The sequence below is a fragment of the Veillonella parvula genome (assembly GCF_032472435.1).
In the GTDB taxonomy this organism is placed as follows: Bacteria; Bacillota; Negativicutes; order Veillonellales; family Veillonellaceae; genus Veillonella; species Veillonella parvula_N.
The window spans coordinates 144,493-169,993 of the sequence record NZ_JAWEGM010000002.1 but is presented as its reverse complement, the minus strand read 5'-3'; the positions used below and the strand labels follow the sequence as shown (position 1 = coordinate 169,993).

At 39.5% G+C, this 25,501-nt stretch carries 22 protein-coding genes and 1 tRNA gene; 19 read left to right on the top strand and 4 right to left on the bottom strand.

Going from position 1 to position 25,501, the window contains the following annotated elements:
- Positions 1-87: 87 nt before the first annotated feature.
- The 7 genes from E7A03_RS03875 to E7A03_RS03845 all read left to right on the top strand — a co-directional run bounded on the left by E7A03_RS03875 (position 88) and on the right by E7A03_RS03845 (position 6,439).
- The gene (locus E7A03_RS03875) at positions 88-552 is read left to right on the top strand and encodes an NfeD family protein (protein ID WP_012863916.1); all 465 of its coding nucleotides are present in this window, start codon (positions 88-90) and stop codon (positions 550-552) included.
- 36 nt (positions 553-588) lie between these two features.
- Positions 589-1,545: a flotillin-like protein FloA gene (floA, locus tag E7A03_RS03870; RefSeq protein ID WP_004693762.1), complete on the top strand. Its 957-nt coding sequence runs from the start codon at positions 589-591 to the stop codon at positions 1,543-1,545.
- Positions 1,546-1,553: 8 nt separating this feature from the next.
- Positions 1,554-2,210 (top strand): hypothetical protein, encoded by a 657-nt coding sequence (locus E7A03_RS03865; RefSeq protein WP_156697144.1) that lies wholly within the window; start codon positions 1,554-1,556, stop codon positions 2,208-2,210.
- Between the two features lie 252 nt (positions 2,211-2,462).
- Positions 2,463-3,194 (top strand): sortase, encoded by a 732-nt coding sequence (locus E7A03_RS03860; protein ID WP_156697145.1) that lies wholly within the window; start codon positions 2,463-2,465, stop codon positions 3,192-3,194.
- Positions 3,195-3,248: 54 nt separating this feature from the next.
- The gene (locus tag E7A03_RS03855; protein WP_156697146.1) at positions 3,249-4,187 is read left to right on the top strand and encodes a hypothetical protein; all 939 of its coding nucleotides are present in this window, start codon (positions 3,249-3,251) and stop codon (positions 4,185-4,187) included.
- A gap of 148 nt (positions 4,188-4,335) precedes the next feature.
- Complete coding sequence (locus E7A03_RS03850; RefSeq protein WP_008602839.1) at positions 4,336-4,929, top strand: DNA glycosylase; 594 nt, start codon at positions 4,336-4,338, stop codon at positions 4,927-4,929.
- Positions 4,930-5,152: 223 nt separating this feature from the next.
- Positions 5,153-6,439, top strand: a complete 1,287-nt coding sequence (locus E7A03_RS03845; RefSeq protein ID WP_332057514.1) for an MFS transporter — start codon at positions 5,153-5,155, stop codon at positions 6,437-6,439.
- 78 nt (positions 6,440-6,517) lie between these two features.
- Here E7A03_RS03845 and pepT read toward each other — a convergent pair whose 3' ends face one another.
- Positions 6,518-7,741, bottom strand: coding sequence for a peptidase T (gene pepT / locus E7A03_RS03840; RefSeq protein ID WP_156697147.1), 1,224 nt, complete (start codon positions 7,739-7,741; stop codon positions 6,518-6,520).
- A 246-nt stretch (positions 7,742-7,987) separates the two neighbouring features.
- Between pepT and E7A03_RS03835 the strand changes: the two genes are divergently transcribed.
- From E7A03_RS03835 to mmuM, 3 genes are all read left to right on the top strand, one after another.
- Positions 7,988-9,925, top strand: coding sequence for an OPT family oligopeptide transporter (locus tag E7A03_RS03835; RefSeq protein ID WP_004697976.1), 1,938 nt, complete (start codon positions 7,988-7,990; stop codon positions 9,923-9,925).
- A 351-nt stretch (positions 9,926-10,276) separates the two neighbouring features.
- The gene (locus tag E7A03_RS03830) at positions 10,277-11,062 is read left to right on the top strand and encodes a basic amino acid ABC transporter substrate-binding protein (RefSeq protein WP_004693747.1); all 786 of its coding nucleotides are present in this window, start codon (positions 10,277-10,279) and stop codon (positions 11,060-11,062) included.
- A gap of 88 nt (positions 11,063-11,150) precedes the next feature.
- A complete protein-coding gene (gene mmuM, locus E7A03_RS03825) occupies positions 11,151-12,164 on the top strand; it encodes a homocysteine S-methyltransferase (RefSeq protein WP_316073806.1) in 1,014 nt (337 codons plus the stop codon).
- Between the two features lie 96 nt (positions 12,165-12,260).
- Here the strand turns inward: mmuM and E7A03_RS03820 are convergent.
- From E7A03_RS03820 to E7A03_RS03810, 3 genes are all read right to left on the bottom strand, one after another.
- A tRNA-Ser gene (locus E7A03_RS03820) sits at positions 12,261-12,351 on the bottom strand.
- A gap of 216 nt (positions 12,352-12,567) precedes the next feature.
- Positions 12,568-13,803 (bottom strand): FprA family A-type flavoprotein, encoded by a 1,236-nt coding sequence (locus tag E7A03_RS03815; protein WP_156697149.1) that lies wholly within the window; start codon positions 13,801-13,803, stop codon positions 12,568-12,570.
- Between the two features lie 165 nt (positions 13,804-13,968).
- Positions 13,969-17,709: a phosphoribosylformylglycinamidine synthase gene (locus E7A03_RS03810; protein ID WP_316059488.1), complete on the bottom strand. Its 3,741-nt coding sequence runs from the start codon at positions 17,707-17,709 to the stop codon at positions 13,969-13,971.
- A 267-nt stretch (positions 17,710-17,976) separates the two neighbouring features.
- Between E7A03_RS03810 and E7A03_RS03805 the strand changes: the two genes are divergently transcribed.
- The 9 genes from E7A03_RS03805 to purN all read left to right on the top strand — a co-directional run bounded on the left by E7A03_RS03805 (position 17,977) and on the right by purN (position 25,489).
- Positions 17,977-18,882, top strand: coding sequence for a LysR family transcriptional regulator (locus tag E7A03_RS03805; RefSeq protein WP_012863926.1), 906 nt, complete (start codon positions 17,977-17,979; stop codon positions 18,880-18,882).
- A 254-nt stretch (positions 18,883-19,136) separates the two neighbouring features.
- Positions 19,137-19,712: a xanthine phosphoribosyltransferase gene (locus tag E7A03_RS03800; protein ID WP_004693737.1), complete on the top strand. Its 576-nt coding sequence runs from the start codon at positions 19,137-19,139 to the stop codon at positions 19,710-19,712.
- 27 nt (positions 19,713-19,739) lie between these two features.
- Positions 19,740-20,186, top strand: coding sequence for a hypothetical protein (locus tag E7A03_RS03795; RefSeq protein ID WP_012863927.1), 447 nt, complete (start codon positions 19,740-19,742; stop codon positions 20,184-20,186).
- A gap of 11 nt (positions 20,187-20,197) precedes the next feature.
- Positions 20,198-20,638, top strand: a complete 441-nt coding sequence (locus tag E7A03_RS03790; protein WP_287501826.1) for a hypothetical protein — start codon at positions 20,198-20,200, stop codon at positions 20,636-20,638.
- 434 nt (positions 20,639-21,072) lie between these two features.
- Positions 21,073-21,564, top strand: coding sequence for a 5-(carboxyamino)imidazole ribonucleotide mutase (purE, locus tag E7A03_RS03785; RefSeq protein WP_008715455.1), 492 nt, complete (start codon positions 21,073-21,075; stop codon positions 21,562-21,564).
- A gap of 102 nt (positions 21,565-21,666) precedes the next feature.
- Positions 21,667-22,395, top strand: a complete 729-nt coding sequence (gene purC / locus E7A03_RS03780) for a phosphoribosylaminoimidazolesuccinocarboxamide synthase (RefSeq protein ID WP_008715457.1) — start codon at positions 21,667-21,669, stop codon at positions 22,393-22,395.
- Between the two features lie 11 nt (positions 22,396-22,406).
- Positions 22,407-23,825 carry an amidophosphoribosyltransferase gene (purF, locus tag E7A03_RS03775; protein ID WP_077708109.1) on the top strand — a complete coding sequence of 473 codons (1,419 nt, stop codon included), beginning with the start codon at positions 22,407-22,409 and terminating at the stop codon, positions 23,823-23,825.
- Positions 23,812-24,873 carry a phosphoribosylformylglycinamidine cyclo-ligase gene (gene purM, locus E7A03_RS03770; RefSeq protein ID WP_316059489.1) on the top strand — a complete coding sequence of 354 codons (1,062 nt, stop codon included), beginning with the start codon at positions 23,812-23,814 and terminating at the stop codon, positions 24,871-24,873. Before purF ends, purM begins: the two co-directional genes overlap by 14 nt.
- On the top strand, positions 24,866-25,489 hold the full coding sequence (gene purN, locus E7A03_RS03765; RefSeq protein ID WP_287501497.1) for a phosphoribosylglycinamide formyltransferase: 624 nt from the start codon (positions 24,866-24,868) through the stop codon (positions 25,487-25,489). The genes purM and purN overlap by 8 nt, the downstream gene beginning before the upstream one ends.
- Positions 25,490-25,501: the final 12 nt, after the last annotated feature.

The following is a 25,501-nucleotide window of genomic DNA, read 5'->3' as shown; positions in this document are numbered from 1 at the left end:
TTTTTATTTAGTGTCTTTATAATTTATCCTCAATATTGTATAATGAACATATCAGTTGTATAAAATTAATTTAAGAGAGGAGGCCCTATGGAGTTTTTGATATGGATGGCTATCGGCGTTGCCTTGATGGCGGTAGAACTCGTAGTACCAGGCGGTATTTTAGGTCTTATCGGTTATTGCGCATTCCTGTGGGGCGTTTATGTAGCTCTTGGGGAAGGCACAGTAGCATTGTATGCCGTGCTAGGATTAACAGCCTTGTTAATTGTCATTATCATCGTGTTCTTTAATCACTTTGAAAAGACTTGGATAGGCAAATTGTTTACCTTAGGGCAACGATCTACGACAAAAGCTGGTTATGTATCTAATGATGTATTAGAAGATTTGGCTGGCAAGGAAGGCGTAGCTCATACAACACTGCGCCCTGCAGGTATTGCTAAAATTAATGGTAATTTGGTAGATGTTGTAACCGAAGGTGACTTCATCGATGCCGGTTCACCTATTGTGGTGCTTCGCGTTGTAGGTGGCCGCAATATTGTTAGAAAGCGTGATTAAGCTTTCACAACATCGTTGTAAATAATGGAGGTTATTATGGATGTAGGTATTTTAATTTTGATTCCCATTTTGCTGATTGGTATTATGGTATTCTTATATGTTGTGCCATTAGGACTTTGGGTATCTGCTCTAGCAGCGGGCGTTAACGTTGGTATCTTTACACTTGTAGGCATGCGCTTACGTCGTGTAAATCCATCTCAAATCGTAATGCCTTTGATTAAAGCTAATAAAGCAGGTCTTGATGTGAATGTAAATCAGTTGGAAGCTCATTACCTCGCAGGTGGTGACGTTGACCGCGTTGTAGATGCTTTGATTGCCGCTGAACGGGCATCTATTCCGTTGACCTTTGAACGTTCCGCAGCTATCGACCTCGCCGGTCGTGATGTATTGGAAGCGGTTCAAATGTCCGTTAATCCTAAAGTGATTGAAACTCCAATTATTTCTGCGGTAGCAAAAAATGGTATTGAATTGAAAGTTCGTGCTCGTGTTACTGTACGTGCGAATATCGATCGCCTCGTTGGGGGTGCTGGTGAAGCCACAATTATTGCCCGTGTAGGTGAAGGTATCGTAACGACTGTAGGTTCCTCTGAAGAACATACAGATGTATTGGAAAATCCAGATCACATTTCCCGTACTGTATTGGGTAAAGGCCTTGATGCGGGTACTGCATTCGAAATCTTGTCCATCGATATCGCTGACGTAGACGTGGGACGTAACATTGGCGCTCAATTGCAAACTGACCAAGCGGAAGCGGATAAGAAAATCGCTCAAGCTCGTGCGGAAGAACGTCGTGCAATGGCTGTTGCTACAGAACAAGAAATGCGTGCTAAAACACAAGACATGCAAGCTAAGGTTGTGGAAGCACAAGCTGAAGTCCCTAAAGCATTGGCAGAAGCTTTCAGAAATGGTAATCTTGGCGTTATGGATTACTACAATATGAACAATATTATTGCAGACACTAAAATGCGTGAAAACTTAGCAGATGGTGAATAGGAGTAGCTATGGACTCTATTTTGTCTTCAGTGCTATCCATCTTTTCGCATAATCCAATCTTTGTTTTAGGTATCATAGCGTACATTGCTTTTTCCATTATAAAAAATAAGAATACTGAAGAGTCTGAAGAGTATGATGAGTATGAAAGCTCTGGTGGCGGAACTTGGGAAGATATGGAGCGCGAATATGGCATCTCCATAGAACGCAAGGTAGATGAACCGTCTATGGATGATTTGTCTAAGGTTGATGACTTTTATCGGGACTCTTATGAAGATAAACCGATTGTAAATCAGCAACCAGAAGCACCATCGAAAACTATGGAGGACATACATTTCAATGAAGAGGCTGCAGCAGCTCAACGAGATATTGAAGCCTTATCAATGAAAAGTTCCAGTAGCAATCCGAGTTATACTACCAGTAAGACTCGCTTAGATAGAGAAGCTGTTACGGGGCCGACCTTAAGTGAAAGACTAGCTGAGTTTAAACGAGATAAAGCAGCTAAAGAGGGGCAAGTTCTTATTGAAAATGTAGGCATTACAACTGCGCCTACTGCTCTAGCTGCGACTTCAACTCGCGGTCGTAAATCTAATCATGCTTTAAAAGAGGGCATGAAATGGTCCATCATTTTAAGTAAACCTAAAGCTCTTGAACGTAGATACCGTTAATGAAGTAATCTATTTATAAGTGTATAAACTAATTATGGTTTTATTGGAACATAAATAATAATGGATTGTGCACTGATGTGGTATAGCAACCATACTGTCACATATCATAATGTGGGGCATATAATTACATATTGAAAGAGGTTCCTATTGGTCACCTATGTGACTATTAGGAACCTCTTTTTTATTGTTTTTTCTTAGTGAAACTTTCACAATAATAGGGGAAGGAGTTCGTTTATAAGGAAGGGCAAAATTATGTATCGAAATGTGCGTGTTATACCAAAACAGCTGTTGCAGCAATTATATATAGAGAAACAATGGAGCGTTCGCGATGTGGCGGATTATTTTCAATGTAGTGTTGATACCATCATGCGCCGTATGAAAGCGTACGATATCGAACGGAGGCCTCTGAAGAAAGAAATCAATATGGTCCATGTACAAGCTTTGTATGAGACCGGTAAGTGGTCGCTCCATTCATTAGCAAAGCGTTATGATGTGTCTATTACGACGATAGCGAATCGCTTGAAAGAATATGGATTGGCTTGTCAGCAATCAAATAAAAACGTCTCTATAGATGTAGTACGTATATGTAGGGCTTATAAAAGTGGAAATAGTACAGATGCCATTGCTCGTATGTATGGTATATCGCGATGGAAAGTTCACCATGTATTGCGGCATATGGGAAATTGCTTACTTCCTAAAGTTCGAAAGCCTATGCGTGTAGAGGAGATGGCTTATTTATATATTCATCATCACATGAGTACAGATGACATTGGACTGGCTTATGGGATACGTGGTTCTACAGTGGCAATGTATTTGCGAGAGCAAGGTATAGAAATAAGGGCAAATACTCTTGATCTAGACGAAAATAAGATTAAAAAACTCCGTGCTCAAGGTTATGGAGTTGCAAAGATTGCACAGGCGATGGGTTGCTCTACCTCTGCTGTGCGAAAGCGTCTAGCTATGAAAAAATATATCTCTCCTTGATGTAGTGTGGTAGATACTATATACTTAAATTTATACAATGATGGGAGGAATATTATGCTCGAAATTATATCTGCTTTAACACCGTTTTTATTACTGGGCTTAGTGGCTGCTGGTTTATCTCGCCTTTCTGGGGTAGCCTTATCTATGGTTGTAGTACCAACTTTATTGATTTGGGGTGCAACTGCGGTTGACGTAATCGCCTTTATGTTGCTCTTTGTGGTGTACAACAACTTCACTATGGAAACACAAGATATTCGTTTAGATTATAAAGATCTTGTCTTATTCCCTAAATGGCGCTTGTGCATTCCCTTCATTTTGAGTTTGGTAAGCGCGTTCTTTGTTCCTGCTGCAGGCATTGCTGTTTTTATGGCTTGCTTTGTTTTAGAGTTATTGGCTACTGTGTATAAACGCATTCCTGAAAATAAACGACCTCGTTTACAGCGCGTAATAGTAGCATCGATTTTGAGTGCTGTTGTAACAGCTGTAGGTGCTTATATAGGTCCTAAAATTCCTAGTGAATTCTACTTTGTCTGTGTAGGCTTAGCCATTTTAATCATTACAGACTTTGCATGGTATGCCGGCAAGCATAGAGATGCTTTTAGAAACATATGGGATAGCATTTGGGCTGGTTTTAATATATTCTTAGGCATGTTTGGCATAGAGGCTTCATATTATCCAGCTGCACTTACGCGATCTATTCCAAATCCAATGGATCGCATGTTGCCTATGGTTACTGTAGTAGGTGGCTATGCAGGCCTTATGGTAGTATTCGGTTTTTATAACATTTTTTCTATACCGTCTTTGATTACAGCTATTGGTGCTGCTATAGGGATACGCCTCTTTGGTATGTATGAATTTCCTCGTAATGGCAGTTTCTCTTATTTAGCAATCGGTTTTGCCGTGGCTGCTGTAATTTGCTTGTATCTCGTATCTCCGACACCAGTTGGTTTCGATCATATTAATACCTTAGTTTCTCAACCAATTGGCCAATAATAATAGATAATGTAAGTCTATTGATATATTTTAATGAGTTCTTTAGTTGCTTTCACCTAGGAGCTAATTGGATTATAATGTGTGATATATCTCATATATTGTATTGAAAATTAAGTTCATATTAGAATGTGAAAGGAGTTGATGCTATATGGCAGAAACAATTGAAACAAGACCATTCCCTCCATTCTTACCAAAGAAGGCGACAGTCATGATGATGGGCACATTTCCTCCAGAACAATCAAAACGTGCTATGGAATTCCATTATCCAAATTTCCAAAATGATATGTGGCGTGTATTTGGCCTCGTATTCTTTGATGAAAAAGATCATTTTAGAAATGGTGAGGAAAAAGCGATGGATCCTGAGAAGATCAAAGCCTTTTTGTCTGAAGCTGGAATTGCATCTTGTCCTACTGTTTTGAAAGCTATTCGCGAAAAAGGGAATGCATCTGATGCATTTCTTAAGGTCGTTGAACCAGTTCCACTTGCGGACGTACTGGAGCAAATCCCTGACTGTAAGCATATTGGTACAACAGGCGGCAAGGCTACGGAGATTTTATTGAGCCTTTTACCAGAAAAGGTTAAATTACCTAAAACTGGTGAAACAATTCCTTTTGTATTTAATGGTCGGGAATTGACATTGACACGTTTGCCATCTACATCACGTGCCTATCCGTTGAGTCTACCGAAAAAGGCTGAAGCGTACAAGAATTTCTTCAAAGCTTGTGGTCTAAAAACAAAATAAATATTTAAAGTAGCACCTTTAATAGTTGGCTTTGAGTCTTTTGGTCTCATCTGTCGCTATTGAAGGTGTTTTTATATCGTAAAAATATATGAGATATTAAAATGGAGATTAATGCTTGTTTATTGTGAATATGTAGTTTGTTATAAATAAAATTGATAAGATATATAATATATTAATTCTTGTTTTTTATAATGAGAGGTTTATAATTAATCGTTGTCGCAAACTGGTTGACAATAATTTAAAAAATGGAGTTGATAATATGGATAAGGCTAAGGAGGCCTTGTGGACAAAATCCTTTGTCCTTGATACTTTGATTAATTTCTTAGTATTTTTGATTTATTATTTATTAATCGTTATTATTGCGGTTGTAGCAAAAGATAATCTTCATGCTACGGCTAGTCAAGCGGGACTTGCTGTTGGTATATATATTATTGGCACCGTTGTAGCCCGTTTGTTGGCAGGGCGGTTTATCAGTATCCTAGGATGTCGTAAGATGCTCTATTTAGGGTTATTGATTTACTTGATTTCAACAGCTATGTATTTCTACACACCTAATTTACTAATGCTTGATAGTGTTCGCTTCTTAAATGGTTTTGCTTATGGTATTACATCTACTGCTACAAGTACTATCATAGCTGCTATTATTCCTACGTCACGTCGAGGGGAAGGGATTAACTATTATGGCTTATCTACTTCTCTTGCCGCTGCAGTAGGACCATTCTTAGGTATATTGATGCTTCATAGTCTTGGTTATGATTTTATCATTGCATTCTGTGTTGTACTTATCATCCTTTGCGGTATTGGCTCTGTAATCATGAAATTTAATGAACCTAAACTTGGTATCGAATCTGAAGGACATAAGGGCATTAGAATTTCGGACTATATTGAACCACGGATGAATTCAATCAGTCTTGTTTCCATTTTAGTCGGCTTTGCCTACTCTGGCGTTATTGGCTTTATGGCGGCTTACACAAAAGATCTAGATCTTATTATGGCGGGCACTTTCTTCTTTGTTGTATATGCCGTCGTTATTACTATAACAAGGCCATTGCTTGGCATTGTTTTCGATATGAAAGGGGAAAACTTCGTTCTTTATCCTTGTTTTGTATCCTTAGCACTTGGTATTTTCTTATTATCCATCGCTCACTCCACATGGCTTGTGCTTTTATCGGCTGTGTTTGTTGGCCTTGGATATGGTACATTTATGTCCAACGGACAAGCTGTTACTGTTAAGATAGTACCTGTTCATCGTATTGGTGTTGCCACATCTACATACTTCATTGCCTTGGATATGGGGCTTGGCTTTGGCCCCTATATTTTAGGTGCCGTTAAAGAGGTTGTAGGTTATGCTAGTATGTTCCATGTAACTGTTGTTGTTGCGCTCCTTGCGCTGGTTGCCTATTATTTATTATATGGCCGTTATGTGGGGACTGAGAGAGACCTCTCGTTGAAAGCTCGCGCTGAAGAAGAAGAAATTAGGAATCGCAAACATAATGGTAAGCTTGCGTAAAATGTAAAATAAAAGGACTATACGAGCCTAGGCTCGTATAGTCCTTTTTGGTTATCTAGTACTGCTTTGCTAATATTATTATTTTTCAATATTTACAATATTAACGATAACTTCAACAGCTTTTTTCATATCATCGATACATGCGAATTCATGACGACCATGTAGATTTTCTACGCCTGTAAAAATATTTGGTGTAGGAATGCCCATGAAGGAGATTTTGGATCCATCTGTGCCACCGCGAATAGGATCACAAATAGGTGTAATTCCAGCTTTTTTCATTGCTGCTTTGGCTACGTTTACGCATTCCATATTGTCTTTGATGATATCGTACATGTTATAGTATTGGTCTTTTACAGAGACCTCACATACTTCACGCCCATATATTTCATTCAATGTTTGACCTGCTTGTAAGAAGAATGCTTTTTTTGCTTCGAACAATTCCTTATTATGGTCGCGGATAATATAGTTCATTTTGCCGGTATCTACTTGTGTTTCCATGCTCATGAGCATAAAGAAACCTTGGCGACCACATGTGTGCTCAGGAACAGCTGCTCCTGGTAATAAAGCGTCAAATTGCATAGCTAGTTTAGCACAGTTGATCATAATGCCTTTGGCAGTACCTGTGTGAACAGAAACACCTTTCAGGGTAACGGTACCGCCAGCTGCATTAAAGGTTTCATATTCGAGTTGGCCTAGGCTTTCACCATCGATAGTGTAAGCATAGTCTACAGGAAATTGTTTAACATCGAAGTGGTCAGCACCAGTACCGATTTCTTCATCTGGACCGAAAGCACACATGATTTTACCATGTTTGATTTCTGGGTGAGATACGAGATAGGCGAGGGCTTCCATGATTTCACAGATGCCAGCCTTGTCATCACCACCAAGAAGTGTTAGACCATCGGTTACAACTAAGGACTTGCCAATGTAATTTTTTAGGTTAGGAAAATCTGTACGACGGGTGAAGATTTGATGTTCTTCGTTAAGGCAAATATCACTACCATCATAGTTTTCTACGATACGAGGCTTAATATTTTCTGCGTTATAATCAGCTGTATCCATATGGGCAATGAAGCCGATGGAAGGAGTTTTCTCATCAGTGTTAGCATTTAATGTGCCGATGACAAAACCATTTTCACGATTATAAATAACCTCATCTAATCCTATTGCTTTTAAATCTGGGACGAGCACATTCGTAGCAAAGTCTACTTGAGTTTGAGTACTAGGAATGGTTGTACTTTCCTCATTAGACCGTGTATTTATGCTCGTATAGCGTACAAAACGTTCGACCATTGATTCCATAATGAGCCTCCTCGTAAGTAAACATACGTGTTATACAGGGCAGTATACGATACCGTTACATAATAGAGATTCTTAATATACTTTCATTGTAGAACAGGGACGCCAAAAATGCAAAATAATTATTTATAGGGGGTGTATTGTTTTATTCGCATAGTGCATAGAAAACCATTGAACCATGTGTAGTACCGTGTTAGTATAAAGGTGAATAGTTATACGTTTGTACTTTTTCTGTGAGGAGGTTTTACTATGTCGGACGAGGTTCGTTCCATTCCACCCATAGAACCGGTGTTAGATCCTAAGAAAGATTACGTAGAGATTAACTCATATGTAGTCTTCTGGGGCTTGTTCTATGCGGCAGTTTTCACACTGGCTGTTGGCTATTTATGTTTGAAAATCGGTCAAACAGTAGATGCTTTTGCACCAGTATCTGTACTTGCTATGGGTACAGCAGTTATTTTAAAGCGACAAAATGCTTTTGCCGAAACGGTACACATTCAAGCTATCGCTAGTTCTAGTACGAACACATTAGCAGGGGCTATGTTCTTTTTGCCAGCCCTTTACATCTGGAATGTAACAGATGTATCCTTTGTACAAATGGCGATTCCTATCATTCTTGGCGGCGTTTTAGGTGTTTTATTATGCGTTATGTTCCGTCGCTATTTCGTTGAGGAAATGCACTATGTGTATCCGTTCCCAAGTGGTCGTGCTGCAGCGGAAGTATTGATGAGTAATGAAGGTAGCAAAGCAAAACTTATGCTTGGCTCTGGTTTAATTGCTCTCGTGTATGACTTTATTCTTAATAGTTTGGGGTGGTGGCAAGAGGTTATTCGCACTGCTACCTTTAAGTGGGGGGCAGCTCTTGCAGATCAAACTAAGCTAACTGCAGCGGTAGATACTGATGCAGCATTGCTTGGCCTTGGTTATTTCACGGGCCTTCGCTATGCGGCTATTATTGCAGCCGGTTCTTTCTTCTCTTGGTTTGTATGTATTCCGATTGTGTACTATTTAGCGCCTGAACATATCATGCAAATTGGCGGCCATGCAGTTCCATTAGGGGAGGCCCCAATTCGCAAGGTATTCCTTGATTATGTTCGTCATATTGGTATCGGCATGCTCGCTATGGCAGGCATCATCGGTCTAATTACAATGTCTAAAGTGGTAGCAAATGTTGTTAAAAATGCAGTGCTTGACATCTTTAGTTCTAAAACTGTAGATGTTAATTTGCTTCGTACACAACGTGACGTACCTACATCTTGGATTGGTGCTGGTATCTTGTTATGTACAGTTTTATTTGCAGCATATTTCCATTTTATGTATGCTGAAAGCTTCGGACAAACAATTGTAGCGTTCTTAATCGTTCTTATTATGTCCTTCCTATTGTCTGTAGTGGGGATTAGCTCCATCGCTTATACAGGTACAGAACCGGTTTCAGGTATGACAATCTTTATGATTATTATCTCCGCTGTATGCTTAACCGCAGCAGGTATGACTGGTAAGGTCGGTATGATAGCAGTCCTCATGATGGCATCCTTTATTGGTACTACTATTGGGATGGCTGGTAACTTCATGTCTGAGCTTAAGGTGGCACATATGACAGGTGCTACACCTAAGAAAATGGAACAATGGCAAATCGTTGGTACTATTCTTTGTGCCGTACTTTCTGTAGGTGTTATGATTCTTTTGAACGATGCTTATGGATTTGTAGGAGATCACGCATTAAATGCACCTCAAGCGAACGCTATGGCTGCCATCATTGAGCCAATGATGACTGGTGGTAGTGCTCAATGGCCTCTATACATGGCTGGTGCATTATTTGCAATTATCTTGTGGATGGTAAGAGTTCCACCGTTGGCATTTGCCTTGGGCACATACTTGCCAATGGAAATTAATACACCATTACTTATCGGAGGTTTGATTGCGTATCTTGTACAAAATAGTACAAAAGACAAAGAATTGGCAGATCTTCGCTTCTCCAAAGGTAGTACAATTGCCTCTGGTCTCGTAGCTGGTGGTGCTATTGGCTCCTTGTTTAGTGCAGTGCTTCGTATTGCAGGTGTTGATGTATTTGCTCAAGCTTGGGTAGAAACACCTGAAGCGACATATCTCAGTATCGTAATGTATTTATTACTCTGTACGTTCTTGTACAAGGTAGCTATGTATATAAAAGCTAAACATGCTAAATAAATTACATACTATATATCCTAAATGAATTGAATAGCTTATTTATTCTATAAATAACCAGGAATCCTCCATTTTGGAGATGACCGCCTTTATCAAGTTTCATCTATGCTTGGTAAAGGCGGTCTTTTTATATACTTAGGAATGTTATTTTCGATATAGCTAAAAACTATATCAATTCAATACCTATTGGTATAGTTGGATTTATTGACCCGTACTATATCGAATGTTATCATAAAACTATAATACCTTTAGAGGTATTATTTTTATTATGCTCATAAGTGTAAGTATAGATATATTAGTTGATTAAGAAGAACTCTGTTTCTAGATAGAACAGAGAGAAGTAAGGATAATAATATGAAATTTAAGAAAATAGCAGCTCTATTAGGGGCTTTCACCATTGCTAGTAGTTTATTAATCGCAGGCTGTGGTCAGGAGGGGAATAGTCAGAAGGCATGGCGCGTAGGTACTGATGCGACCTATGCACCATTTGGTTTTAAAGACAAAGATAGTGGTAAATTAGCTGGATTTGATATTGATATTATCAATGCGATTGCAAATGAAGAGGGTATAGAAGCAGATATTCAAAATCTAAACTTTGATGCGCTTTTACCAGCATTACAAAGTAATACCATCGACATCGCTATTTCGGATATGACTATTTCTGAAGAACGAGCAAAATCCGTTGATTTTAGTAAACCGTACTATATTGCAGGTAATGGTCTCGTTGTGAACATAGATAACACCAATATTAATAGCTTTAAGGATCTAGAAGGTAAACGCATTGGTGTATCCATCGGCTCTACTGGTGCAGAGATTGCTAGCAAGATTCCCAATGCCGATGTACATCAGTTTAATATAATTGTCGATGCGTTCTTAGAATTGCAAAATAAAGGCGTCGATGTAGTTATCAATGATACACCAGTAAACGAATATTATGTTAATGGTAAGGGCAAAGGTATCGCAAAGGTTACTGGAGAGGACTATGATGCGGCACCACTAGGTATTGCTGTGAAAAAAGGCAATACAGAATTGCTTAACAAAATCAATGATGGTTTGGCTAAGATCAAAGCAAACGGTAAATATGCAGAAATTTATAAGAAATGGTTTGGTAAGGAGCCTCCAGCAGAGGTATTAAGATAGTTTGTAGATAGTACCAGAATGTATTATTTGATATAATATGCTAGGTAAGCCTCGTGTTATAAGAGGTATGTATAGAATGGGTGGTATGATGGCTAAACGAAGTGCATTTTTAGATATTATTAAGGAAAAGGGCGCCCTCGTCTTAGATGGAGCTTTAGGGACCGAATTAGAGCGTTATGGCTGTGATATTCAACATAAGTTGTGGTCTGCTAAGGTTCTCATGGATCAGCCAGATATCATTAAGAAAATACATATTTCTTATTTAGCTGCGGGTGCCGATATCATTCAAAGCTCTGGCTATCAAGCGACAGTAGCAGGATTTAAAGGTTTAGGTTATGGCACGGAAGAAGCGATAGAGCTCGTTAAACTATCTGTTTATTTAGCCGTGCAAGCTCGTAATGAGTTTTTAGAAGCAAAGGCGAATGGGGCGCTTACATTGCGTGGTATTAAGCTCGGTGAAGAGACTCCTGAGGGGGTTAAATATTTTTCTGAAGGTGCTTTACCTAAACCGTTGGTGGCAGCCTCTGTAGGTCCTTATGGCGCTTTCTTGGCGGATGGTTCTGAATACCGTGGGTATCCTGATGTACAAACAGAATATCTAGAGGTATTCCATATTCCTCGATTAGCGTTATTCTGTGAAGAAAATCCAGATATATTATCCTTTGAAACCATACCGTCTTATGCTGAAGCGATCGCTATTGCGAGAGCTATGTCTGATCCGTTTACATCCAAAGGTATTCCTGCATGGATTGCTTTTTCCTGTAAAGATGGGCACCATGTTTCTAGTGGCGAAACCATTATTAAATGTGCACAAATGATTGATAAGGTACATCCTATTACAGGGATTGGCATTAATTGTACCAGACCGGAATATGTAGAATCATTGATAAAAGATATTCGTACTGTTACAGATAAACCGATTGCTGTATATCCTAATCTTGGTGAAAGCTATGATAGTAAAACTAAAACTTGGTATGGCGATGCTGCATCATTTGTAGACTACGTTGAGGTATGGCGAAAAGCTGGAGCTGAAATCATTGGTGGCTGTTGTAGAACAACACCTGAAATTATCGGTGATATTGCAAAGAAAATTCACAACTAATATAGTGTGATATACAAAAAGCTATTCGAGTATAATTCGAATAGCTTTTTCTTTATATGCAAATAAAAAAGCAGTGCGAAAGCACTGCTTTTACTATGGCGGAGAGACAGGGATTTGAACCCTGGGTACGGGATAACCGCACACATGATTTCCAATCATGCTCCTTCAGCCGCTCGGACACCTCTCCATGTATTCTGTTGTGTAACAGGTACTTGTATAGTATATGAAAAAGTTAGATTTATGTCAAGCAAAAAAATAGTAGAATTATTGCATATTTACAAGGCTTTTAAAATATAGTATTTGATCTCAATAAATGGATATAAACCAAAAATCATAGCTTGGTTTTAGGCGTATAAAATGTGGTATATAAAAAGAAAAGCCGCCTAAATAGGCGGCTCTTGTATTAGAATACGTCTTTAATTTCAGCAGCTTCAATGGACGCTTTGATATCGTCTGCCATTTTTTCAATTAATGGAAGATCTTCTTCTTTCAAAGAGGATTTGATATCTAGTGGTTCGGAAACGATTTCAATGTCTTTGAAATCATTTTCGAAATGGGAAACCATTGTTTTCATCGCAGCGGAAGCCCAAGAGTGGTTACCGATGATGGATACTTTATGGTTTTGGAAGTTAAGGGCTTTTAATTCATGGATAAAGTTTTCCATAGTAAGGTATAGATTCAAGTTATATGTAGGTGCGATAGTTACCAAGTTCGTATATTTCCAAGCATCGGAGATGATGTAAGAAGCATTAGTTTTGGAAACATCGTAAATTTTGATATCTGTAACGCCACGTTTGGATAGTTGTTTAGCTAATTGTTGAGCAATAGCACGAGTATTGCCGTACATGGAACCAAAAGCGATAACAACACCTTTTTTCTCAGCAGTATAGCTGGACCAATGTAAGTATTTGTGCGTGATATATTGGATAGATTCAGGGGTGCGCCAGATTGGACCATGAAGTGGAGCAATGCGTTTGATATCAAGATTAGAAATTTTACGAAGCGCATTTTGTACTTGAGGTCCGTATTTACCAACAATATTTGTATAGTAACGACGGGCTTCTTCTTCGTATGTAGCTACGAAATCGGTTTGGTCAGCAAAGATATTACCATTAACTGTACCGAATGTACCAAAAGCATCTGCAGAGAACAATGTGCCTGTAGATTTTTCGTATGTACAAGTTACTTCAGGCCAGTGAACCATAGGCATAGTGTAAGAAACCAATGTATGTTTACCTAAACAGATTTCATCGCCTTCTTTAATTTGATGGTATTGTTCTGGTTTTGGAGTATTATAGAATTGCTCAAACATGCGGAATGTTGTAGCATTACCTACCATTTTACAATTTGGATAACGTTCCAATGTTTCCAATAATGTTTGGCAATGATCAGGTTCCATATGGTTTACGACGATGTAATCGAGTTCACGACCATTTAAGAGGTGAGTCAAGTTGTCGAAGTACTCTTCACGAATTTCAGCATCTACAGAGTCTACGACACAAGTCTTTTCATCGTCGATGAAATAGCTGTTATAGCTAACACCATTTGGAATAGGAAATAAGTTTTCGAAACGTTCTGTTGTCCAGTCATTACTACCAATCCAGTAGATATTATGAGTCATTTTCTGAGCACAATGCATAATAAAATCCTTTCTTAACCCACACTAGGTATGTATAGCTTTACATGAGAACTCATGTTTGTAAATATAGTATCAATTTATAATACTAATATTTTCGAAAAAAATCAATATTGAAAAAGCCTACTTGAAGAAGTAGGCTTTCACAAAAAAGTTCATAGTAATCAATTATTTGAAGTATTTTACACCAGATGTAAAAATTGGCATTTCTAGTTGTCCAGGAATATTTTTGCTAATGCCTGCACCACAGCGTTCGGAGTGTGCCATTTTGCCGAATACGCGACCATCAGGGCTATAAATACCTTCGATAGCGGCTACAGATTGATTTGGATTGAAGCGACTATCCATGGAGGCGATACCATCAAAGTCTACATATTGTGTAGCGATTTGGCCAGTTTTATTGAACTCCAACACTTGTTGAGGAGAAGCTATAAAGCGACCTTCGCCGTGGGAAATTGGTACCGTGTAAATTTCACCTGCCTTGGCATCGCTCATCCAAGGAGATTTAGTGGAAATAACTTTCGTATTAACCATGCGAGATAAGTGACGACCAATGGTATTGTATGTCAATGTAGGATGATCTGCAGTTAACGTTTCAATATGTCCACCAGGTAATAAGCCTAACTTGATGAGCGCTTGGAAGCCGTTACAAATACCTAATACAAGACCATCTTGTTTGTACAAGAGGTTTTCTAAACCTTCTGCAAGGTATGGGTTGCGGAAGAGGGTGGCTATGAATTTACCAGAACCATCTGGCTCATCACCAGCACTGAAACCTCCTGGGAACATAAGAATTTGAGACTCTGCTAATTTAGCTTTGATTACGTCGATAGATTCTTTTAATTGTTCTGGAGTTTGGTTGCGGATAAGCACGATATCTGTTTCTGCACCAGCCCGTTCGAAGGCGCGAGCAGAGTCAAATTCGCAGTTTGTGCCAGGGAATACTGGAATAAGAACTTTTGGTTTGGCACCTAGGGAGGCGCTGCGAGGTTTAGCGTGTTGATCATGAATATAAGCGACTGCTTCACCAAAGCCGTTTGGTGCATGCATAGGGAAGATATCGTTTAGAGGTGCTTCATAAGCAGCTTGTATTTCTTTGAGAGAAACAGATTGTCCCTCCCATTCGATAACAGGTGTGGCTTGGGTTACACCGATAACTTTCACATCAGGTAACTCTAAAAGATAATTAACAGCCGTAATATCTACTTCAACGATGAAGGAACCAAGGGCTGGTTGGAAGATACCACGTTCAGCGTATTTATCGAATTTAACACCAATATTGTTGCCAAGGGCCATTTTAGTGACTGCTTCAGGAATGCCGCATTGATCAACTACATAGGCAGAGTAAACGCGACCTTTTTCAATTTGTTCTTGTAGTGTATCGCAGTTTTCTTTGAATCGATCCCAATCAGGGGTGTCATCGTATGTACGAGGTACATCGAAGAATACGAGACGGTGATCTACGCCTTTAAGGTCTTGGCTCACAATATTATCTACATGAGCTGTACCAACCGCAAAGGATACGAGTGTAGGCGGAACGGTAAGATCCATAAATGTACCGCTCATAGAGTCCTTGCCGCCGATAGCGCCGATTTCAAGTTCTTTTTGTGCCTTATAAGCACCGAGAAGTGCAGCTACTGGTTTACCCCAAGATTCTTTAGAGTTGAGGCGTTCGAAATATTCTTGTAATGTTAAGTATGCATCTTCACGGCGACCGCTAAGAGCTACTAATTTTGCTACAGATAAAAGCACTGCATATTGTGCACCATGATAAGGGCTCCATGCAGATAACTCGGGTACAAAGCCATGAGTCATGATACTAGCTGTTGTAGTTTCACCGTTTAGAACAGGTAATTTAGCCACCATGCCTTGGGTAGGTGTTTTTTGGAACTTACCACCGAATGGCATGAGCACCGTATTAGCACCCACAGTGCTGTCAAAGCGTTCTGCTAAGCCTTGTTGGGAGGCTGCATTTAAATCGGATACAGCTGCGAGCCATTTTTCTTTGAAGTTATCTGCATTAGCAGAACCGCGTAAGAAGTAGGAGCGATCTGCAGGAGCTTTTACGATAGCTTCTTGTTGTTGGCTAGCACCATTTGTATTTAAAAAGTCGCGGCTAATATCTACAATTGTTTTGCCATTCCAGTTCATAACAAGGCGATTTGTATCAGTTACCTTAGCTACAACTGTGCATTCCAAGTTTTCTTCGTCGCAGTATGCTTTGAACGCTTCTACATCAGAAGCGGCGATGACACAGGCCATGCGCTCTTGTGATTCAGAAATGGCTAACTCTGTACCGTCGAGGCCAGCGTATTTTTTAGGAACTAAGTCAAGATTGATTGATAAACCGTCAGTTAATTCACCGATGGCGACAGATACACCGCCTGCACCGAAGTCATTACAACGTTTGATAAGTGTCGTTACTTCGCCACGACGGAATAAACGTTGAATTTTTCGTTCTGTGAGGGCGTTGCCTTTTTGAACCTCTGCACCGCATGAGGATAGAGAATCAACAGTATGTTCTTTAGAGGAACCTGTAGCGCCGCCACAGCCATCACGACCAGTTTTACCGCCCAGTAATACTACAACATCACCGGTAGTCGGCTCTTCGCGGCGAACTTGGTTGCGAGGTGCGGCACCGATAACAGCACCAATTTCCATGCGTTTCGCTACGTAGGCAGGATGGTAATATTCTTTTACTTCGCCTGTAGCAAGGCCAATTTGGTTGCCATAAGAGGAATAGCCTCGAGCCGCTTCTTGGGTGATTTTCTTTTGTGGTAGTTTTCCTTCTAATGTATCTTCAAGACTTGTATGTGGATCGCCAGAGCCTGTGATGCGCATAGCTTGGTATACGTAAGCGCGGCCACTCAATGGGTCGCGAATACAGCCACCTAAACAGGTAGCTGCGCCACCAAATGGTTCGATTTCGGTAGGGTGGTTATGGGTTTCGTTTTTAAACAATAACAACCATTCTTCGGTTTTGCCGTTTACATCGATAGGTACGATGATGGTACATGCATTGATTTCATCGGATTCATCGAGATTTGTTAGGCCGCCAGCGTGGCGTAATTCTTTTACAGCTAATGTAGCCATGTCCATGAGGGAGCGAGCTTTTTTCTTAGTCTTGTAGAGCTCGGTACGGCCTTCCATATATTCTTCGAGGGCTTCCTTTATAGAGCCTGTGAAGCGACTGTCTTCAATAGTGATATCCGTCAATTCCGTCATAAAGGTAGTGTGACGGCAGTGGTCAGACCAATATGTATCGAAGAGGCGAATTTCTGTAATTGTAGGATCGCGGTGTTCTACCTCTGCGTATTGTTGTCTAATCATTTGAAGGTCTGCTAATGTCATAGCAAGGCCGTATTTTTTGATGAGCGCTTCTAAATCAGTATCGCTCATTGTAGTAAAGCCATCGATTGTTGCCACTGGCTTTGGATCTTCTAAATCGAGAGCTAATGTATTTGGTACATCAAGGCTCGCTTCGCGTGAATCAACAGGGTTAATGTAGTAGGCCTTGATAGTATTTTCTTGTTCTTTTGTAAAGGTGCCTTCGATAGCGTATACGCGAGCGCAACGTACGATGTGGCCGGATGTAAGGGTGAGCATAGAAATACATTGCTCTGCACTGTCAGCACGTTGATCGTATTGACCTGGCACATATTCAACAGCAAATATAAAGCCTTGAACACTTGGGACTTCTTCTAATACTGTATCTACAGGAGGTTCAGAGAAAATTAGATTTTTTGCAGACTCTAAATCTTTTGCATCTAAATGTTCGATGTCGTATCGTTCATAGATAGTTACACTTGTAGCAGGAATAGATAATTCCTGTTGTAAGGTATGTAACATGCGTTGTGCTTCTTGGTTGAAAGATTCTCGTTTTGTTACGAATAATCGTTGTATAGCCATTGTAGCCTCCTGTAATGTATATAATTCCCTATGGGATATTGACAAATTAAGTATAGTCGGTCTAGACTTATAAGTAAAGATAATCTTACTAATAAAAAGATTAGAAGTACTAATAAATATGAAAGGTTCATGAAGGTCATAAGACCTAACTTTCATGAAGATTTCTACATATTCATTATATATTGAGAGTCTATACTTATAATAGAGTAATGATATGTATATTTAAAAGTAAGACGTTACTATTAGTATATAACAGAGGTGAATAAAATGGCAGTATCTGCAGATTTATATAGAACCTTTTTAGGGGTAGGCTTATATTTATCTTTTTCCCGTGCCGCAAAAGAATTAGGCGTGTCCCAATCCGCCATTAGTCAAAGTATTAAACAATTAGAAGGGGAACTTAATATGCCCCTCTTCGTGCGTACTACAAAATCTGTAGGGTTCACGCCAGAAGGCAAAGAGTTGTTTGATACGGTAGCTAAAGCTTTCTCCATTCTTGATAATGGAGTTACCCAATTACAAGAACGTGTTAGCCAAGCTTATGAAAGTTTAAATTTGGCTGCCACAGATACTTTGTGTCGCCATTTCTTATTGCCTTATTTCCATAAATGGCAATTACAAGAAAGTGAAATCGGCTTACATATTATCAATCGTCCGTCTCCTGATTGTGTAGAATTGGTACTCAATAAAGAGGCGCAATTAGCCGTGGTTAATGATTATGAGGGATTGAGAGATAATCCTCAGTTAGAGGTAACTACGCTAGCTACAATTCAAGACGTCTTTGTTGGCGGTCCTGACTATAAAGGGGCGGGATTCTTTGATCAAGGGCGCCTTCTTAACGAGCCTATTTTGCTCTTGCATAAAGGCTCTGCTAGTCGTACATTCTTTGACGATGTGACTCATGGCGCTTGTCGTAAGCCTCGCTTTGAATTAGGTAGCGTCGATGTATTACTAGACCTTGTAGAAATCAATATGGGTATTTCCATGTTGCCTAATCATGTGGTGCAACAAAAAATGCAAGAAGGGACGATTGTGCGCATCGATACAGATATTCCGGTACCAACACGGGACATTGTGCTTGTGCGCTCACGCTTGGTTCCTCAATCTGAAGGGGCTGCGAGATTTACTTCCTTGCTAGTTAATCGTGAAAGTACTCGAGATAAAATTTTATAAGAAAAAGGCATGTTTAAAGACATACTTTAGGAAACTTTCTTAGAGTGTGTCTTTTTATATATTAGTGTAAGTTTTGCCGTGCTATATTATATTCTTATAAAGCAGTTGAGTTATATAATTCATATACGAAATATTTAAGTCATATTGGCAATGATATTTATGGGTTGTATTATAAGACTTTTACTAGATATAGGTTGACCCTAAGGGGTTGTTTACGTTAAAATTTAAAGATAGTTATGCGGAGGTATGAGCACATGGAATTATTAAAAGAACGCATTCGTGAAGAAGGGATTGTCCTCAATAATCGGGTGCTAAAAGTAGATGGTTTCTTAAACCATCAAATCGATCCACAATTGTTTAAGGCAATTGGTAAAGAAATCGCGGATCGTTACCGTGATGCAGGTGTACAACGTATTGTTACCATCGAAGCATCTGGTATTGCGTTGGCGTTGATGGCCGCGCTTGAACTAGACGTGCCATTGGTATTTGCGCGTAAGAAAAAATCCATCCTTATGGTAGATGATGTATATCATAGTGTTGTGTACTCTTATACAAAAGAAGAGAATTATGATATCACTATTTCTAAAAAATTCTTGCCAGCTGGTGAAAAAGTGTTGATTATTGATGACTTCTTGGCATCTGGCGAGGCTGCTATGGGCCTTGCTAAATTGGTTCAAGACGCAGGTGATGAAGTGGTAGGAATGGCGATTGCTATCGAGAAATCCTTCCAACCTGGTCGTGAACGCCTCGAAAATGCGGGCTACCGTGTAGAGTCTTTAGTTCGCATTAAAGAATTCAAAGATAATGGTTGTGTGTTTATCGAAGACTAATTAGTCTGATTATTGTTTGAGGGAATTATGAATAAAAAAGCAGAAAAATTCGACTTACTCGTTGCTGATCTTAACAAAGGCGGTAACACTTGGTTTACTAAGGAAGAAATGACAGACGATCTTAATACAGTTGTATATCATGGTCGTTTGGATGTTCATGATCATAGCCTACCTGTGTTCATCGTTGTAGACGACTCCGCGTTCACTTATGCACGCATTGCTATCACAACAACATCTATTGATGAAAAAGTGATTCCTGCCGTGTTGAAAGAGCTTAACACGTTAAATCAAGATTATAAAGTGTCAAAATATTATGTGAGCGTTGAAGACAATAATATTTATATGGATGTGTCTATGCCATGTTTAAATGAACAATTTGATCCTACCGTAGTAGTAAATCTTTTGCTCGAAGTAATTCAACCGCATTTAGATGCTGTACATAAAGATATTCTTAAAGTAGCTGGTTTAGCTTAATAGAGGTTGTTATGAATCCTAAATCCTTATTATTTGATAAGTTCTTGAAAGAAGAAGAAATCATATCTTTTGAACGCAAGGATTTTGATGATGAAGACGGTACAGTAGTATATCGTTCTTATATCAAATCCCCATTATGGGATATGCCTTTGTTTGTCATTCTCGATAACAGTATTTATAGCGTGATTCGTTTAGTGTTGGGCCCTGAAAAGGTAACGGCACAAAATATGAACGCTTTGAATGCCTTGATCAATCGGGATAATGCGACGTATAAAAATTACAAACTATATATTGATGAACAAGATTCTAGTTTATACTTGGATTGTGTATATATGTGTGGTGATGATGCGTTCGAGCCGGCATTGATGTATGCGTTGATGTCTTCTATTGTAGATTATATTCCTGAATCTGTAGGTGAATTGAGAGCTGCCTTTGAAAGTGGTACTCACTAATCAATAATAGATACAAGTTAAGTGGTCTAATGTTCGGAATTATGAAAAGCGGATAACCTGTTTTTAACCGGGTTATCCGCTTTTTTATATGGATAAGTAAAACCATACAAATATTATGATTGATAGAATAAATTTATGCTGTTATAAGATTGCAAAGATAGTATTCTATTTTGCAGATTTATTTAAGCTTAATTTATATGATGCAATCTACCTTTTTGTGATAGTTCGGAATATAACGAATGATAAAAATATTTAATAAAAAAATATTCGAAAATAGTATTGATTTTGTAAATGTTAGGTGTTACAATTTGAGTACAAGAAGGAGGTAGCGCCGTGAACTATGCAAATCAACAAATTCAAAGCAAGTCTACGGAGGCTACTTGTGCGCATTTGTCCCAGTCTGTTTCGGCTGGGCTTTTTTATTAGGAGGATCTATGAAGGTCGGTATTATCATGGGCAGCAAGTCTGACCTAGACACAATGAAAAAAGCATCTGCCGTACTTGATGAATTTAACATTCCCTATGAAATGGTTATTGCCTCAGCTCATCGTACCCCAGAGGCTGTAAAGAATTTTGTTACACGACTTGAAGATGAAGGGGCTATTGCTTTTATTGCTGGTGCAGGCGCAGCGGCTCACCTACCTGGTGTGGTGGCGAGCTTCACTACACTACCTGTTATCGGCATCCCACTTAATGCAACCGCATTAAAAGGTATTGATTCTCTACTTGCTATTGTACAAATGCCATCTGGCATGCCTGTAGCAACTATGGCTGTAGATGGTGCTAAAAATGCAGCGCTCTTTGCAGTACAAATTGGAGCAGCTTTCAATAAAGACCTGAAAGAACAATATCAACAATATCGTAAAGATATGGCTGAAAAAGTCTTAGCAGACAATGCAGAATTACAAGGTGCTATTCATATTTAATCATATAAATCATCGGCGATTAAATATTGGTTAAGAAAAACAGTTTATTTAGATATCTATTACATAGTTTGTATCATTAATTTATGATAAAGGAGAAAGATCATGGCTAACATCGATTTGGAAAAATTAACATTATTGTACGAAGGCAAAGCAAAACAAGTATATGCAACAGATAACAAAGATGAGTACATCGTTCATTACAAAGATGATGCCACTGCATTTAATGGTGAAAAACATGACACCATCCTTGGTAAAGGCGTGTTGAATAACAAAATTTCCTCTTTCTTCTTTGAATTGTTGAAAAAAGAAGGCGTACCAACTCATTTCGTTCGTCGTGAAGATGATCGCAACCAAACAGTACTTACATTGAAAATAGTTCCTCTTGAAGTTATCGTTCGTAATATTGCGGCTGGCTCTATGGCTAAACGCTTTGGCATTGAAGAAGGTACACCACTTAAACATCCAATTCTTGAATTCTGCTATAAAAACGATGAACTAGGCGATCCATTTGCCAATGAATCCCAAATCACAGCACTTGGTTGGGCTACTCAAGAACAACTTGATGTAATTTCTACAATTACTTTAAAGGTAAATGATATATTGAAGAAATTTTTGGCTACTAAAAATGTGACCCTTGTAGATTTCAAGGTAGAATTTGGTACCCATAATGGTGAAGTTTTATTGGGTGATGAAATTTCTCCTGATACATGCCGTTTCTGGGATGCTACAACTGGTGAAAAACTCGACAAAGACCGTTTCCGTCGAGATCTTGGTAATATTGAAGAAGCATATAAGGAAATGTTATTCCGTCTTACAGGTGAGCGTGCCTAATAGGGGGGAAGATGAACTACGATTCTGTTTTTGATAAATGGCACGAAGAGTGTGGTGTGTTCGGCATCTATGATAGGACCGTTGATGTAGCACGCTATGTATATTGGGGGCTATTTGCTCTCCAACATCGTGGTCAAGAAAGTGCGGGCATTGCTGTTACCGATGGTCATGATGTAGAACTGAAAAAAGGCATGGGCTTGTTGACCGAGGCTATCAAAGAATTACCATCTTTGCCAAGCTATATGGGGACTGGTCATGTGCGGTACTCTACGACCGGTTCCAATAATCCGCGTAATATCCAGCCTTTGGTTATTCACTACCAAGGCGGTCAAATTGCGGTGGCTCACAATGGAAACTTAACGAATGCCTTATCTATTCGAAAACGTCTTGAAGCCGATGGTTCCATCTTTCAAACGACGATGGATTCTGAGGTTATCGTAAACTTGATAGCCCGTTCTAAAGCAGAAACACAAGCGGAACGGATTGCCGATGCGGCGCGTCAAATTGAAGGGGCGTTCTCTTTAGTCATTACTACGAACGACTCTTTAGTAGGTGTACGAGACCCTCAAGGATTTAGACCACTTTGTTTAGGTAAAACTGAAAATGGTTATGTGCTCTCTAGTGAAAGCTGTGCTTTTGATGCGATTAAGGCAGAGTTTATTCGTCATATAGATCCTGGTGAAATGGTTATCATCGATGACTCTGGTGTGCGTAGTACAATCTATGCGGAACCAGAAAAAATCGATAAAAAACTTTGCGTCTTTGAATACATTTATTTTGCACGTGGCGATAGTCATATCGATGGTCAATCCGTATATCAATCTCGGCTAAATATGGGCCGCGAACTATATAACGAAACTAAGTATGATGCGGACATCGTAATGTCCATTCCGGATTCCGGTACAACAGCTGCATTAGGTTATGCTCGTGCATCGGGTATCCCTTTTGCAGAAGGTTTAGTTAAGAACCGTTATAGCGGTCGTACCTTTATTAAACCAAATCAAGAGGAACGAGAATTAGCTGTTCGTATGAAGCTAAATGCATTGCCACATATTGTTGGAGGTAAGCGTATCGTCCTTATTGATGATTCTATTGTGCGCGGTACTACGAGTGGTATCATTGTAAAAATGCTAAAAGAGGCTGGTGCTAAAGAGATTTATATGTGTATTAGTTCTCCAACTATTGAGTATTCCTGTCACTATGGCATTGATACATCGGTGCGTAAAGAACTTATAGCAGCTACTCATACAGTGGATGAAATTAAAGATTTTATCAAGGCTGATAAATTACATTACTTGTCTCGTGAAGGCCTATGTCGTGCTGTATCTGATGTAAAGCCAGATGATTTATGTTTTGCATGTTTCAATGGTGATTATAGTGTAGCGGTTCCTGCGGACCAAGAGGAAGGGGTCAAATATGTGCTCGAATAAAACTAGTTTAACCTATCGTGATGCAGGTGTTGATATCGATGCAGGTAATCGCGCCGTAGAACTGATGAAAGAATCTGTTAAACGCACGTATATACCGGGTGTTGTTGGTGATTTAGGTGGTTTTGGGGGACTCTATTCCTTAGCTGGTCATGCTATGTCTGATCCTATGCTCGTATCTGGTACAGATGGGGTGGGCACCAAATTACGTCTCGCTATTATGATGGATAAACATGATACTATCGGTCAAGACTGTGTAGCTATGAGTGTTAATGATATCCTCGTACAAGGTGCTACACCTTTATTCTTCCTTGATTATATTGCGGTTGGCAAACTAGAGCCTGTAAAAGTGGCGGATATCGTACGTGGTGTAGCTGAGGCGTGCGAAGAATCAGGCTGCGCTTTACTAGGCGGTGAAACTGCTGAGATGGCAGGCTTCTACGATGATGAGGATTATGATGTAGCTGGTTTTGCCGTTGGTATCGTAGATCGTCCTAAATTGATTACTGGTAAAAGTATTAAAGCTGGTGATGTGATTTTGGGCTTGCCATCTTCTGGAGTACATTCCAACGGCTTCTCTTTAGTTCGTAAAATTGTATTCGATCATAAAGGTTTCTCCATTGATCAAAATATTCCTGAATTCGGCAAAACACTGGGAGAAGAATTATTAACACCAACGCGCTTATACCCTAAGGCTGTTTTGCCTTTGATTAAAGAAAATCTAATTAAAGGTATGGTTCATATTACGGGAGGGGGCTTCTATGAAAATATTCCTCGCGTCTTACCGACGGGAGTAACGGCAGAGGTCGATTGTGACACATGGCCTCGCCTTCCTGTATTCGAACAAATACAAGAATGGGGCAATGTAGATTGGCATGAAATGTACCGTACTTTTAACATGGGTATCGGCATGATTCTTATAGTGGATGCTGCGGATGTGGATCGAGTAAAGGCAAATCTTGAAAGTCGTAATGAAGCGGTATATGAAATTGGTCATATCGTTAGCGGTGAAGGTCCAGTTGTTGTAAAAGGGGCGGTATTTAATGACTAGTTCCGTAGCTAAAAAGCGTCTAGCTCTATTTGCAAGTGGTAGAGGCTCCAATGGGGAAGCCCTTTATAAAGCCATGCAAGAAGGATATATTAATGGTGAGTTTGTAGTTATCATTACAGATCACGGTGATGCAGGGATTGTTGAACGTTCTAAACCTTGGAATATTCCACTCATTGTCATCGAGCGTAGCGACTATGATTCTAAAGCTAGCTTTGAACAAGCCCAGTTAGATGCGTTAGAGCCCTATAAGGTAGATGGTATCGTTTTGGCTGGATATATGCGCATTGTAGGGGCTCCATTGATTGAGCACTATGAGCATAGAATTTTAAATATCCATCCTGCCTTGTTGCCATCCTTTCCGGGACTACATGGACATCAACAAGCTATTGATGCGGGCGTAAAGGTAACCGGTTGTACGGTACACTTTGTTGATGCCGGAATGGATACGGGGCCTATCATTATGCAGAATACGGTTCCTTTATTACCGGAGGATACAGAGGATACCCTGAGTGATAGATTATTACCTATAGAACATAAAACATATAAAGAGGCGTTACGACTATTTTGTGAGGATAAGCTCACTATAAAAGGTCGTACGGTTTACATAAAAGATTGATATGCGAAAGCA

Excerpts from the sequence above, each read along its gene's own strand:
- E7A03_RS03855 (WP_156697146.1), top strand. The coding sequence starts at position 3,249 with ATGCTCGAAATTATATCTGCTTTAACACCGTTTTTATTACTGGGCTTA.
- E7A03_RS03810 (WP_316059488.1), bottom strand. The coding sequence starts at position 17,709 with ATGGCTATACAACGATTATTCGTAACAAAACGAGAATCTTTCAACCAA.
- mmuM (WP_316073806.1), top strand. The coding sequence starts at position 11,151 with ATGGCTAAACGAAGTGCATTTTTAGATATTATTAAGGAAAAGGGCGCC.
- E7A03_RS03815 (WP_156697149.1), bottom strand. The coding sequence starts at position 13,803 with ATGCATTGTGCTCAGAAAATGACTCATAATATCTACTGGATTGGTAGT.
- E7A03_RS03795 (WP_012863927.1), top strand. The coding sequence starts at position 19,740 with ATGAATAAAAAAGCAGAAAAATTCGACTTACTCGTTGCTGATCTTAAC.
- purF (WP_077708109.1), top strand. The coding sequence starts at position 22,407 with ATGAACTACGATTCTGTTTTTGATAAATGGCACGAAGAGTGTGGTGTG.
- purC (WP_008715457.1), top strand. The coding sequence starts at position 21,667 with ATGGCTAACATCGATTTGGAAAAATTAACATTATTGTACGAAGGCAAA.
- floA (WP_004693762.1), top strand. The coding sequence starts at position 589 with ATGGATGTAGGTATTTTAATTTTGATTCCCATTTTGCTGATTGGTATT.
- purM (WP_316059489.1), top strand. The coding sequence starts at position 23,812 with ATGTGCTCGAATAAAACTAGTTTAACCTATCGTGATGCAGGTGTTGAT.
- E7A03_RS03790 (WP_287501826.1), top strand. The coding sequence starts at position 20,198 with ATGAATCCTAAATCCTTATTATTTGATAAGTTCTTGAAAGAAGAAGAA.
- E7A03_RS03850 (WP_008602839.1), top strand. The coding sequence starts at position 4,336 with ATGGCAGAAACAATTGAAACAAGACCATTCCCTCCATTCTTACCAAAG.
- E7A03_RS03805 (WP_012863926.1), top strand. The coding sequence starts at position 17,977 with ATGGCAGTATCTGCAGATTTATATAGAACCTTTTTAGGGGTAGGCTTA.
- E7A03_RS03860 (WP_156697145.1), top strand. The coding sequence starts at position 2,463 with ATGTATCGAAATGTGCGTGTTATACCAAAACAGCTGTTGCAGCAATTA.
- purE (WP_008715455.1), top strand. The coding sequence starts at position 21,073 with ATGAAGGTCGGTATTATCATGGGCAGCAAGTCTGACCTAGACACAATG.
- E7A03_RS03875 (WP_012863916.1), top strand. The coding sequence starts at position 88 with ATGGAGTTTTTGATATGGATGGCTATCGGCGTTGCCTTGATGGCGGTA.
- pepT (WP_156697147.1), bottom strand. The coding sequence starts at position 7,741 with ATGGAATCAATGGTCGAACGTTTTGTACGCTATACGAGCATAAATACA.
- E7A03_RS03830 (WP_004693747.1), top strand. The coding sequence starts at position 10,277 with ATGAAATTTAAGAAAATAGCAGCTCTATTAGGGGCTTTCACCATTGCT.
- E7A03_RS03835 (WP_004697976.1), top strand. The coding sequence starts at position 7,988 with ATGTCGGACGAGGTTCGTTCCATTCCACCCATAGAACCGGTGTTAGAT.
- E7A03_RS03865 (WP_156697144.1), top strand. The coding sequence starts at position 1,554 with ATGGACTCTATTTTGTCTTCAGTGCTATCCATCTTTTCGCATAATCCA.
- E7A03_RS03800 (WP_004693737.1), top strand. The coding sequence starts at position 19,137 with ATGGAATTATTAAAAGAACGCATTCGTGAAGAAGGGATTGTCCTCAAT.
- purN (WP_287501497.1), top strand. The coding sequence starts at position 24,866 with ATGACTAGTTCCGTAGCTAAAAAGCGTCTAGCTCTATTTGCAAGTGGT.